Annotated in this window: 10 protein-coding genes; 7 read left to right on the top strand and 3 right to left on the bottom strand. The window is 40.9% G+C overall.

Going from position 1 to position 12,341, the window contains the following annotated elements; translation table 11 throughout:
- The first annotated feature begins 77 nt into the window (after positions 1 to 77).
- The 3 genes from CVT07_RS08530 (at position 78) to rmuC (ending at position 4,630) form a co-directional block, all read left to right on the top strand.
- Complete coding sequence (locus tag CVT07_RS08530; protein ID WP_103638165.1) at positions 78 to 1,289, top strand: saccharopine dehydrogenase family protein; 1,212 nt, start codon at positions 78 to 80, stop codon at positions 1,287 to 1,289.
- Between the two features lie 423 nt (positions 1,290 to 1,712).
- Positions 1,713 to 3,017, top strand: coding sequence for a multidrug effflux MFS transporter (locus tag CVT07_RS08525; RefSeq protein WP_230855701.1), 1,305 nt, complete (start codon positions 1,713 to 1,715; stop codon positions 3,015 to 3,017).
- An 80-nt stretch (positions 3,018 to 3,097) separates the two neighbouring features.
- Complete coding sequence (gene rmuC, locus CVT07_RS08520; protein ID WP_107936553.1) at positions 3,098 to 4,630, top strand: DNA recombination protein RmuC; 1,533 nt, start codon at positions 3,098 to 3,100, stop codon at positions 4,628 to 4,630.
- A 53-nt stretch (positions 4,631 to 4,683) separates the two neighbouring features.
- Here the strand turns inward: rmuC and CVT07_RS08515 are convergent, their stop codons facing one another.
- The 3 genes from CVT07_RS08515 to CVT07_RS08505 form a co-directional block, all read right to left on the bottom strand.
- The gene (locus tag CVT07_RS08515) at positions 4,684 to 5,283 is read right to left on the bottom strand and encodes a DUF6803 family protein (protein ID WP_107936555.1); all 600 of its coding nucleotides are present in this window, start codon (positions 5,281 to 5,283) and stop codon (positions 4,684 to 4,686) included.
- Positions 5,284 to 5,414: 131 nt separating this feature from the next.
- Positions 5,415 to 6,128, bottom strand: a complete 714-nt coding sequence (locus CVT07_RS08510; protein ID WP_107936557.1) for a TorD/DmsD family molecular chaperone — start codon at positions 6,126 to 6,128, stop codon at positions 5,415 to 5,417.
- Positions 6,121 to 7,794: a 4Fe-4S dicluster domain-containing protein gene (locus CVT07_RS08505; RefSeq protein WP_103630798.1), complete on the bottom strand. Its 1,674-nt coding sequence runs from the start codon at positions 7,792 to 7,794 to the stop codon at positions 6,121 to 6,123. The genes CVT07_RS08510 and CVT07_RS08505 overlap by 8 nt, the downstream gene beginning before the upstream one ends.
- A 153-nt stretch (positions 7,795 to 7,947) precedes the next feature.
- Between CVT07_RS08505 and selA the strand changes: the two genes are divergently transcribed.
- The 4 genes from selA to CVT07_RS08485 all read left to right on the top strand — a co-directional run bounded on the left by selA (position 7,948) and on the right by CVT07_RS08485 (position 12,338).
- A complete protein-coding gene (gene selA / locus CVT07_RS08500; protein WP_107936559.1) occupies positions 7,948 to 9,273 on the top strand; it encodes an L-seryl-tRNA(Sec) selenium transferase in 1,326 nt (441 codons plus the stop codon).
- A complete protein-coding gene (gene selB, locus CVT07_RS08495) occupies positions 9,270 to 11,090 on the top strand; it encodes a selenocysteine-specific translation elongation factor (protein ID WP_107936561.1) in 1,821 nt (606 codons plus the stop codon). The genes selA and selB overlap by 4 nt, the downstream gene beginning before the upstream one ends.
- 53 nt (positions 11,091 to 11,143) lie before the next feature.
- Positions 11,144 to 11,851, top strand: a complete 708-nt coding sequence (locus CVT07_RS08490; protein ID WP_107936563.1) for a thioredoxin domain-containing protein — start codon at positions 11,144 to 11,146, stop codon at positions 11,849 to 11,851.
- A 280-nt stretch (positions 11,852 to 12,131) separates the two neighbouring features.
- Positions 12,132 to 12,338: a twin-arginine translocation signal domain-containing protein gene (locus CVT07_RS08485; RefSeq protein ID WP_009294906.1), complete on the top strand. Its 207-nt coding sequence runs from the start codon at positions 12,132 to 12,134 to the stop codon at positions 12,336 to 12,338.
- Positions 12,339 to 12,341 lie beyond the last annotated feature (3 nt).

Here is a 12,341-nt window from a genome sequence, read left to right as displayed (position 1 = left end):
TTTGGCTAATTTTACCTTTTGAAGCTAGAAATTTATATTAACTTTGCTAAAATCACTAAAATTTTAAGGAGCCAAAAATGTCAAATATCTTAATCATCGGTGCAGGCGGCGTTAGCCAAGTCGCAACCGTAAAATGTGCGATGAACTCGGACGTTTTTACAAATATTACCCTTGCAAGCCGCACAAAAAGCAAGTGCGACGCGATCGCTAAATTTATAAAAGATCGCCTTGGAGTGCAGATAAACACCGCGCAAATCGACGCTGACGACACAGCAGCCGTGGTGGAGCTCATCAAACAAACAAAGGCTGATCTGCTACTAAACGTCGCGCTACCCTATCAAGACCTAACCCTTATGGACGCTTGCGTAAAGGCTGGCATACCTTACATCGACACCGCAAACTACGAGCACCCAGACACCGCAAAATTTGAGTATAAGCTTCAGTGGGCGAAGGATGGTGACTTCAAAAACGCTGGCACCATGGCGCTTCTTGGCTCTGGCTTTGACCCAGGCGTGACAAATGTATTTTGCGCCTATGCACAGCAAAATTTATTTGACGAGATCCACGAGATCGACATCCTAGACTGCAACGCTGGCGATCACGGATATCCATTTGCGACAAATTTCAACCCAGAGATAAATTTACGCGAAGTTAGCGCAAATGGCCGCTACTGGGAGGCTGGCAAGTGGATCGAGACAAAGCCTATGGAGATCATGTTTAAGTGGGACTACCCAAAAGTTGGCGTCAAAGACAGCTATCTACTCTATCACGAGGAGCTAGAAAGCTTAGTAAAAAACATCAAAGGACTAAAGAGAATTCGCTTTTTTATGACCTTTGGACAAAGCTACCTAACTCACATGAAGTGCCTAGAAAACGTCGGCATGCTACGCATCGACGAGGTCGAGCATAACGGTATGAAAATCGTGCCGATCCAGTTTTTAAAGACGCTTCTACCTGACCCTGCAAGCCTTGGCCCTCGCACAAAAGGCAAAACAAACATCGGTTGCGTGATACGTGGGCTCAAAGATGGCAAAGAGCGCCAAGTCTATATCTACAACGTCTGCGATCACGAGGCTTGCTACGCCGAGACAGGCGCGCAGGCTGTTAGCTACACCACAGGCGTGCCAGCGATGATAGGCTCACTAATGGTTGCAAAAGGCATCTGGAGCGGCAAAGGCGTCTTTAACATGGAAAATTTCGACGCAAAGCCTTTCATGGACGAGCTAAATAAGCAGGGGTTGCCGTGGGAGATAATCGAAATGAAACCAGGAGAGAGATACGAAGTTTAGATTTCTGGACTTGTTAGGCTTGTCTTTTTCTACTTATACTTCGTTGGTTTTAAATTTTGCTCGGTCATTACCCACTCGGTAACTCCCATCACAAAATTTAAAACCGCCTCGTCTAAGCGAAAAATCCTGCACCTGAATTTATTAAATTTAACCATTATGTAGATCGTCTTTGCTTCACAATAGCGTGTAGAAGTCTAGCCTTGAAGCGAAATTTACTTCTTTTGTTTAGTTACAAGTGAAGCGAAGTAGAAAACATTTAAATCCATCTCACGATACTTCGCCTGAGTTCTATTAAATTTTATTTTGTTTGGTTATTACCAGATTGGCAGCTCTTGCCTCAAAATTTAAAACCATCTCGTCTAGATAAAAGTCACTTTGCCTAATTTTTGCCTTTAAATTTAAACCTCTTCACCAAACAAAACCTTGATAAATTTACCTCACGCCACCAAAGCAAATTTTCTAAATTTACGCCCAAAGCTAGTTTTAGGCGCTTGTTGCTGTAAATTTATAAATTTATGCTATATCTACGAAATCTTAGTCGCAGCTAAAAAAGGGGAAATCTTGCAATCAACAAAAACATCTATCTGGTTTTTAGTCATCCTAAGTGGTCTAATGGCCTGCACCTCGCTATCAACGGATGTCTATCTGCCTGCCATGCCTACTATGGAGCGACAGCTTCATGGCGATGCGGAGCTAACGATCACTGGCTTTTTGATCGGTTTTGCTATCGCACAGCTCGTTTGGGGGCCTATTAGCGACAGGATAGGGCGAAAACTCCCGCTATTTATCGGTATGGCGCTCTTTGTCGTTGGCTCCATCGGATGTGCCATGTCACAAAGCATGAGCGAAGTGATAATCTGGCGTATCTTTCAAGCCACAGGCGCGTGCATGGGACCTATGCTTAGCCGTGCGATGATCAGCGATGTTTTTGAAAACAGCGAAGCTGCAAAGATGCTTTCAAACTTAGTCATCATCATGGCTGCAGCTCCTATCATAGGACCGCTGCTTGGTGGCGCATTACTAGAGATTGGTTCATGGCACTGGATATTTTGGCTAATGGCAGCTGCAAGTGCTTTTTTGTTTATCCTTATCTTCTTCTTGCCAGAGACGTTGCCACAGCAGAAGCGCTCAAAAGAGCCGATGATAAACTCGTTTAAGAGCTATTTTGTGCTTATAAAAGATGCTAAATTTATGAAATACACTCTAAGCGTGACCTTCTTTTATATTGCAGCATACGCCTTTATCACGGGATCGTCATTTGTTTATATAGATTATTTTGGCATACCGAGCAAGTACTATGGATTTTTGTTTGGCGTAAATATACTTGGTGTGGCGGCGCTTAGTTTTTTAAACAAGAGCTTGGTAAATAAATTTAGTCTAAATTCACTTCTTATCACCTCAAGCACAGTCGCTTTTGTCGCTGCGGCTTTGCTTTTAGCGCTTACATTTTTTGGTATCGCTGGAGTTTGGGGCGTTATCATACCTATGTTTTTCGTCTTTAGTATGAACGGTATCATCGCCTCTTGCTCAAACGCAGCCGCACTTAATCAAGTACCTCAAGAGATGAAAGGCAGAGCAAATGCTCTCATTGGCTCACTGCAATATGGAAGCGGTATCGTCTCATCAGCCATGCTAGCACTCTTTACGACCACGACGCCACTTATCATGTCAGCCATCATCTTTGTCTTTATATTTTTGTGTTGGCTAGCTGCCTATCTAAACAAATAAACTCTCAAAAGGGCTTAAATGCCCTTTAAATTTAAAGCTATTTCACCTATAATAAAGCCAAAATTTAAAAGGAAATTTTAGTGCTAACGATAGAAAATTTATATATTTTGGTGGCAGCTCTTGCACTTGTTTGCGTGGTGTTGGCAGCTTTTTTGATAAATGCAAATTTGAAAAATGCAAAACAAAGAGAAGCTTTAGAAAATTTACAAGATGAGCTAAAAGATAGCGAGCGGCTAAATATCGAGCAAAGAGCAAAGCTTGAGGCAAATAATGACAAGATAAACGAGCTAGCTAAAAATTTAGATGAGTATAAAATTTCACTCAAGCAAAAAGATGAAAAAGAGGACGAGCTAGAGCACGAACTAAGGCGCCTAAACGAGGAGCTTGGCAGCCAGACAAAGATGGCTGAGATGGCAAGGTCGCTATCTTTAAATTTACAAAACGAACTTGGCGCAAAAGAGGATGAGCTAAAAAGATCAAACGAGAGTGAAAACGAGCTAAAACGCGCTATCGTCGCTCTAAAAAGCGAGATCGAGGCCAAAGAAAACATCCTAAGGTCGCAAGAAGAGAATTTAAAAAAGGTGAAAAACGAGCTAAATTTAGAGTTTGCAAACCTTGCAAATAAGATATTTGAAGAAAAAAGTGCAAATTTCTCAAAAAACAGCAAAGAGTCGCTTGAGCTCTTGCTAACGCCACTTGGAGAGAAGATAACAAGCTTTGAAAAGAGGGTAAATGACGCCCACAGCGATTCGCAAAAGAGCGCAGGCGAGCTTAGTGCGCAGCTAAAAGAGGTGGTCGAGCTTGGCAAAAATATGTCAAAAGAGGCAAACTCGCTAAGCACGGCGCTAAAAGGCAGCAACAAAGTCCTTGGCAACTGGGGCGAGATGCAGCTTGAGCGCACACTGGAGGCTGCTGGGCTAGAAAAGGGCACGCACTACGTGACGCAAGAGAGTTTTGACGTGAGTGGCAAGAAGCTCATACCTGACTTTGTCATAAATTTCCCAGATGACAAGCAGATGATAATAGACAGTAAAGTCTCACTCCATGCCTACGAAAAGGCAGTCGCGGCGGCTGACCCTGCACAGAGCAAGCTAGCTCTTGGTGAGCATATCGCCTCAATAAAAAAGCACATCGACGAGCTAGCTAAAAAAGACTACTCATCACTTGTGAAAAGCCCTGATTTTGTGCTGATGTTTGTGCCAGTTGAGCCGGCATTTTTGGAAGCATTGAAATTTGATCCAAATTTATTTAACTACGGCTACGAGAAAAAAGTGGTGCTAGTCTCGCACACGACGCTCATGCCGCTACTTCGTGTGGTGGCAAATTTATGGCGCATGGAAAATGGCAACAAAGAGGCAAAAGAGATATTAAAGAGTGCAAATGAAATTTATGAGAAATTTTGCACCGTCGCCGAGAAGCTAAATAGGCTTGGAAACTCAGTAAGATCGGTAAATGATAACTTTAATGAGGTCGTTAAAAGCGTGAGCGGTCAAGGTGGGCTTGATAGCAGGCTGGAGAAATTTAAAAAGATCGCTATAAATCCCAAAGATACGCAGGTAAAAGAGCTTGAAGCAAGACCTAGAGAGATCTTGCTAGCTAGCTCTAAAGAGTAAATTTAGAAATTTAGAGCAAAGGTTTTTTAGCAGGCGCTAAAAAGCCTTTAAATTTAGTGATGCATGTGCATATTAGTTGAGTTATCATCACTCATATTTTGCATCATCATATTGTGGTGATCATGCATTGGCATACCTTCTGGCATGTTCATTGGCATTTTCATCTGCATATCCATCGCACCGTTTTCAGCCTTATAGCCTGTTATGGTAGGATCAACCATACCAAATATCATAGCGACGTGTCCGACGATCAAGAAAAATATGAGCAGGCAAAAATGAAGCTTTAGCTTTGCCTTTTGGCTTGCATTTTTATAGATCAAATTTAGCTCTAAAAGCGCGATGCCAAGAAGTGGGATGACGCCTATGAGATATGAGTAGATAGCGATGACATCGGCATATCCACGCCATTTTATGGTTGGATAAATTTTTGCTAAAAAGTAGATCACAAGAGCTGTAAAATAGACCCCAAGCACTATGCCAACAAATTTGCTAACGGCCTTAAAGACAGCATTTTTGCCGCTATCCATGTGATACATCGTAAAAAACTCCATCGCCACTAAAAGCTCCGCAAGCCCCATAGGTATCACCATGTAGAGGATTAGATTGTAAGGTTGATCGAGCGATAAAAGCTCCATGTAGTGTGTCATTACCATTGTAAATCCTTTGTAAAAATTTAAAGAAATTTACTACCAAAGGGCTAAGATAGTTAAAAAATATCAAGAATAGTTGTGAGATCTAAGCGGATGTTAAATTTACTCCTAGCTAGGCTAAGAGTAAATTTAAGCTAGTCTTTAAACTCGTGTGAGATGACTGGAGAAAATTCCTCCCAGTGAAGCTTGGTTTTAATAGTTGGCATCTTGCTTTGAAATGGCTCTTTTTTAAGCGCTGCCATAGCGACGCTATCGCCTTGTGGCTTAGCTGGTGCCTCTACGCTTAAAACGGCTCTTTCAAGCTCGATGAAGTCTTTTAAGATGATCGCGTAAGAGCGAAAGAAATTTGCATTTTTATGAGCTAAAAGTAGCGAGCCAAACTCATCTACAAATAAATTTAAAGTCTCGCTAAAGAGCTTGTCGCTGATATTTTTTGCATCGTTAAATTCGTCATTTAAAAACGTAGCCATCGCTAAAAATATAAAGCCAACGTAGTCCTCGCTGTCTTTGCAAAGCTCCTTATCACGCCTATATGGGCTAAGGTTTAGGCAGTGTATCACCCTAAGTCTAGCCGCGCCGTTGTCTCTGCCCTCTTCATAAAAAGAGGCGCTTAAAGGGATATTTGTAAAGCCAAAAAGAACCTCATTTTGCTCATTTACAAGCTCTTTAAAGCTAAATTCTTCTAAATTTGCAAATGCCTCTGCGCTCTGCTCGCTCAAAGGATTTTGTGCTAGGTAGCTTAGCTGCTCTCTCCACCTTGCAAATTTCTCATCGCTCGTGTGAAAAAATAGCGGATAAGCTAAAAATTCGTAAAAATATGCCCTTGCTTTTGTGATGTTCTTATCCATTTAATAAATCCTCTCTCATCGCGTTTAGTTGGGCTTGCACCATGATCTTTGCCTTGCAGTCAGCACAGCAGTAAAGTGACTTGATCTTGGCTCTGTCGTTACCAAATCTTGGCTGCATGATCGCTGCGATCTTCTCGACCGCCTTTTTAGTCGCAAACTCTTTTCCGCACTCCACGCAAGCAAAAAGCTCATCATGTGCAAGCTCGCTATAAACGAAGCTCTCAGGCTTAAGTGCTAGCTTGCCAACCTCAAGTGAGATAGTGTTTTTCTCAGCGCAGCTTAGCTCGCAGTAGCCACAGGCGGTACAGACGCTTGGGTTAAATAAAATCGAATTTGTCTTCTTATCAGCCACCAAGGCGCTTACGTTACAAGCGCCAACACAGCTAAGGCAGAGCGTGCAAGTTTCAGCGTTTATCGCAACCTCGCCATATCTTATCATCTCGCCACTTTTTACCACGCCAAGATCATCACCACCCACGATAAACTCAAGCCTTTTGGCAAAAATTTCTCTCTTTGGTAGCGCATATTCGTTAATTGAGTGCTGAGAGCCAGCTATTAGTTTAGCTTTTTTAAGTGCGATTTCAAGCTCAGCCTTGTCTTTTGCGTGGTGTATCGCTTGCTCTTTAAATTTAAGCTCATAAATTTGATTTAAGATGCTAATGGCGTCCTTTTCGCCCTTGCCAAGGCTCTTGCTATATAAAATCACACTCGCGCCACTTTCTTGAAGAAGCGTCAAAAAGTGCGTTTGGCTTAGCAGATGTGGGGCTAGGATGACAAAAGGTAGGACATTTTGCGGTAGACTCACGTTAAGCTCTTCTAAATTTATCTCTTCAGATACGATGAGAGCGATCTTATCTTTGTAAAGCTTAGCGATAGTGGCAAACGAGCTTTGTGGCATGAGCGTTGAGTCTAGTGAGCCGCTAGGGCAGACGCTGATGCAGTTTCCGCAGTTTGTGCAATCTATCGCTGAAAAGACAAGGTGCTTTGTCTCGTCCTCTTTTAAGATAGCAACCGTTGGGCAAACCTCGGCGCAACGACCGCAAATTTCAGTCCTGCGCTCGTGATACTGGCAGATTGATGAGTCGTATTGAGTAAAGCTTTTGTATCTAAATTTTGGGCTTTTTGCGTTTAAAATTTCAAGCACTTTTTCATCTTTTAGCCCTGAAATTTCATAGCAGCCGCTTTGCTTTAGCATATAATCCCTTGCGTTTTCAACTAAGAAAAAGTCGCAATCAACCTCAAACTCATCATCAGCTCTAAGCACCAAAACGCTTAGCTCACCAGCTGCGCCATATATAAATTTAACCTCAAAGTGCGTGAGCTCGATCACTTTGTAGCTATTTTCTTTTAGTAAATTTGCTAGCTCCTCGCGGCCTGAGTTGCTTACTATGACAACATTTTTGCCGACCTCTTTTTCGTAATCCACATCCTTTGCCATGTCAAAGGCGCTCGCTCTTGCCTCGTATAGCAAAAGTGTGTTTTTGGCTTTTTCTAAGACGCTTGCGGTGGTATTTTTAAGGTAGAAATTTATCTCAGGTGCGATGATGTTTGCTTTTAGCTTTGGAGAGTTTGAGACTAGATAGTCGCCATTTTCGTTGTTGATCTCTATCTGCTCATTTAGCATCAAAGCATCGTCAAAATCGTTATAAAAGCCAAATTCTTTCATTGTTTCTCCTATTATCAAAAACGGGCTTATTCTAATATTAATGGGATTAATAGACTCTGAAATTTATATCCTCCTTTTTGCTCTAAGTTTTAATTTATAATATTTTTATGTTAAAATCACGCCTTGGTAAAACTAACTTACTAGGAGCGCAAATTGAACGATTTAAGAAATATCCCACAAGTTGATAAGATCATAAAAAACGAAGCATTTTTGGGGTTTGATACGAGTTTAGTCACTATGCTTGCAAGGCAAATTTTAGATGAAGTTAGAGCTAAAATTTTAAATGAAAATGCAAGCTTTGAGAGCGAAGAGATAATAAATTTGATCCTAGATGAGTACTATAAATTTAATGAAGCTAGCCTTCAAAGAGTGCTAAATTTAACCGGTGTCACCATACATACAAACCTCGCTAGAAGCGTTATCGATAAAGAAATTTTAAAGCGGGCGACGCCTGTTATCACAGGGTACTCAAACTTAGAGTACAACCTAAAAACAGGCAGCCGTGGCAACAGATATGACTACGTTGGCTCGCTAATAGCAAGGGCCTTTGGCTTTGAAGACGCCATCGTTGTAAATAACAACGCAAGCGCTGTATTTTTAGTGCTAAATACCTTTGCAAAGGGCAGAGAAGTGGTCGTTAGTAGAGGCGAGCTAGTCGAGATCGGCGGCAGTTTTAGAGTGCCTGAGGTGATGGCAAATGCAGGTTGTGTCTTAAAAGAGGTCGGCACTACGAACAAAACTAGGCTAAGAGACTACGAAGAGGCGATCAGCGATGAGACAGCGATGCTTGTAAAGGTTCATAGATCAAATTTTGACATCGTTGGCTTTAGCGAAGAGACTACGGCAAATGAGCTAAGCGAGCTAGCAAGCAGGCAAAATTTGATAGATTATTTTGATCTTGGCAGTGGATTTTACGGAAATTTACCATTTAATCTTGACAAAAACGAGCCAGATCTAAAAAATTTAAAAGATGTTTCGCTAGTTAGCTTTAGCGGTGATAAGCTGCTTGGCGCGGTGCAGTGTGGCATCATAGTCGGCAAAAAAGAGCTCATCGCAAAGCTTAGAAAAAACCAGCTTTTAAGGATGCTTCGCGTAGATAAAGTGATCATCTCGCTTTTAGCTGAGAGCATGAAAGCCTATCTAAACAAAGAATTTGAGCTAATAACAACGCAAAAACTGCTTCACAAAAGCGTAAAAGAGCTTGAAGGCTTAGCAAATTTTATAAATAAAAGCCTAAAAACTCCGCTTGAAATAGTGCACACACAAACCTTTGTAGGAGGTGGGGCGATGCCAAATAAAAAGATCCCAAGTGTGGCTTTGGCATTTGGTGGCGACGCAAATTTAAACGAGCTAAAATTTAGGCAAAAAAAGGTGATCGGACGCATAGAAAACGATAAATTTATGCTAGATCTTAGATCGCTTCTTGATGATGACGCAGAGACGCTAATAAAAATCATAAATGAAACGGAAGAAAAATGAGTTTAATAATAGGAACAGCAGGGCATATCGACCACGGAAAAACCGCGCTTATAAAGGAGCTAAACGGCTTTGAGGGGGACAATCTTGAAGAGGAGAAAAAGCGTGGCATAACGATCGATCTAAGCTTTTCAAATTTAAGTAAAAATGATGAGAATATCGCATTTATCGATGTGCCAGGGCATGAAAATCTCATAAAAACGATGATAAGTGGCGCGTATGGCTTTGACGCGTGCTTGTTTGTGGTGGCGGCAAATGACGGGCTTATGCCTCAAAGCTTGGAGCACCTTGAAATTTTAAATCTTCTTGGCGTGAAATCTATAATCGTAGCGCTTACAAAGTGCGATCTCGTGGATGAGGCCACCATAAATTTAAGAAAAAAAGAGATAAGAGATGAAATTTCTAAATTTAAAAACCTGCAAATTTTAGAAATTTTCGCCGTTAGCATAAAGGATAAGGCGAGCATCGATGAGCTTAGAAACTACCTCTTTACGCTAAGAGCCAAAAAGCGCGATGAGGAGGGCGTTTTTAGATACTACATCGATAGGGTGTTTAGCCTAAAAGGTATCGGAAATGTCGTAACTGGCACCGTTATAGAGGGAAGCGTTAGTAAAAACGAGAAGCTTTTTAACTACGACGCTGGCAAAGAGGTGCTAGTAAGAAGCGTGCAAAGCCACGATAAATTCGTTGATAGCGCCGGAGTTAGCAGCCGCGTGGCGCTTAATCTAACTGGCATAGAGCTTAGCGAGCTAAAAAAGGGTCAGCTACTTAGCAAAAAGGGCTTTTTTAGGGGATTTAGAGAGGTTGATGCGGTCGTAACTGCTAAAAATCTCATCCACTCTCAAAGCGTGACATTTTGCGTGGGCGCTAAAAACGTGCCTGCAAAGGTGCTAATACTAAGCCAAAAAGATGATAGCTACTTTGTGAGCTTTAAATTTCAAAGCGATATGTTTTTGAAATTTGACGAGGCCTTTGTTCTCATCTCAGATGCGCGCGTGATAGGCGGTGGTAGAGTGCTAAACCCTGTGCTTGAGCCACTAAAAAAGGCTGGTAAAATTCTCTTTTTAGCCTCGCTTTTAAAGCATGATTTTGTTGAAGCTTTTTCTATCTTAAAAGAAGCTCACAAAAATGGCTTTGGCATCATCTCTTCTTACCAAAGATTTGGTCTAAATCACGAAGAAGCTGTAGCCGTGGCCAAAAAAGTCTCAAACGTCTTTGTCGATGAAAAGGCTTTAAATATCTACGATCTAAGCGCGGTTGAGCGGATAAAATCAGCCATTAAATTTATGATAGAAAAGAATGAATTCGCTGTCTTTTCAGCTCAAAGTATCAGCCTAAAACTTGCTTGGGCTAGCCAAAATTTAGCCCAAAAAGCGCTTGATGAACTTGAAAGTGCAAATTTGATCGCCAAAGATAGCGGTGTCTATACCAAAAAAGGCGTTGATCTTAGCAAACTAAAAGTTAGGCTTGAAGAGAAAATTTATGAAATTTTAGAAAGTGGCAAGCTAGCCCCAACGGCGCCATATAATATATATGATGATTTAGAGATCGATAGAGTTAGTGGCGACAATGCCCTTAAAAAACTTACTGCAATGGGCAGGGTCATAAGGCTGGAGCATAACCTTTTCATCACTAGAAATTCACTAAAAATGGCACTTGATAAACTAAGAGAGATCATAAAAAATCAAGGCTTTGTAAATGTCACAAACGCGAAGGATGCGCTAAATTTAAGTAGAAAATATGTAATCGCCTACCTCGAGCAGCTCGATCTTGAGAGTGACATAATGAAGCAAGGAAATGATAGAGTTTTTCGCAGTTAGTATTCATTTACAAAAAGCAAATATAATCCGCCAAATTTTTAAAAAGGATAAAAATGAAAAAAGTGATCTTAGCCTCAGTCATCGCGGCAACTAGCCTAATGGCAGCAAGCGATAAGCAAATAGAGGACTTCTACTCTCAAATGGTTGATAGCAGCGTAAAAGTAAAGGTAGCCGATCGTCACAAAGTGGCAGGCGATATCGAAGCTGTCGTGGTAAAACTAAGCAAAGATGGCAACTCACAAGATGAGATTGTTTTTACAAAAGGTGACTTCATCTTCCCAGACGTGATCGATCTAAAAGAGCAAAAATCATACCTAGCTGAAGTGAAAAAAGAGGTCATCGCAAAGGGAATTTCTAAAATTTATAAAGATGAAGACAAGGCAAACATCATCGTTCTTGGTAGCGACCCTAAAAAGCCAACTATCATAATGTTTTCAGACCCAGAGTGCCCATACTGCAGAGCTGAGCTAGCAAAGATCGAGACAACACTAAAAGATAGCAACGTTGAGATCGTCCTAACTCCAGTGCATGACATCTCATCACTTCAAAAAAGCTCACTAATCTACAAAGATGCAAAATCTGCTAAGAGTGACAGTGATAAGGTTAAAATTTTAAGAAAATACTACGCTGAAGACTACAATGTAGATGATAAGAGCGTTAGCAAAGATGATGTCGCAAAGATCGACAATCTGCGCAAAAAATACTTTGCAGCTGGCGTTAGATCAGTGCCATTTATCGTAAATAAAAGCGATCTAAAATAACATTTTCTAGGGAGCTCTCCCTAGAATTTCTACTACAAATAAATTTTATAAATTTAAAGTATATTTAACTATATTTTTAATAAATACTTAACATTCTTAATTAAACTTTTATATTTACTTTGCTTAACTTAGAAATATGCTAAATTTACATAGTTTAACTTTAGGGCGCTAAAATGCCCTTAAATAGGCTATTTGCGATATTTTAGAAATTCTAAATATGCAAATTTTACATATTATTGAACCAAATTTCTCAAAAATTTTTGAGGCATAAGGAGAAAAAATGCAAGGATCAAGAAGAGATTTTCTCAAAAAATCTCTAAAAGTCGGTGCTGCCGGCGGAGTACTCGCAGTCTCAGCCGTAGCGAAAGTGACTAGTGATGACTTGGCTCCTGATGACAATGGCGTTGTCGTAGGCAAGTCAAACAAAAAAGAGGTGCTTTATAAAAAAAGCAAAAACTGGGAAACCTACTATAAAATCGCATACTAAGGG

It is taken from the genome of Campylobacter concisus, assembly GCF_003048875.2.
In the GTDB taxonomy this organism is placed as follows: Bacteria; Campylobacterota; Campylobacteria; order Campylobacterales; family Campylobacteraceae; genus Campylobacter_A; species Campylobacter_A concisus_AU.
This window is presented reverse-complemented; position numbering and strand designations above follow the sequence as displayed.

What these genes read in the sequence shown, in the direction of transcription:
- CVT07_RS08530 (WP_103638165.1), top strand. Translation starts at nt 78, where the DNA reads ATGTCAAATATCTTAATCATCGGTGCAGGCGGCGTTAGCCAAGTCGCA.
- CVT07_RS08515 (WP_107936555.1), bottom strand. Translation starts at nt 5,283, where the DNA reads ATGGTAATGACACACTACATGGAGCTTTTATCGCTCGATCAACCTTAC.
- CVT07_RS08510 (WP_107936557.1), bottom strand. Translation starts at nt 6,128, where the DNA reads ATGGATAAGAACATCACAAAAGCAAGGGCATATTTTTACGAATTTTTA.
- CVT07_RS08505 (WP_103630798.1), bottom strand. Translation starts at nt 7,794, where the DNA reads ATGAAAGAATTTGGCTTTTATAACGATTTTGACGATGCTTTGATGCTA.
- selB (WP_107936561.1), top strand. Translation starts at nt 9,270, where the DNA reads ATGAGTTTAATAATAGGAACAGCAGGGCATATCGACCACGGAAAAACC.
- CVT07_RS08490 (WP_107936563.1), top strand. Translation starts at nt 11,144, where the DNA reads ATGAAAAAAGTGATCTTAGCCTCAGTCATCGCGGCAACTAGCCTAATG.
- CVT07_RS08485 (WP_009294906.1), top strand. Translation starts at nt 12,132, where the DNA reads ATGCAAGGATCAAGAAGAGATTTTCTCAAAAAATCTCTAAAAGTCGGT.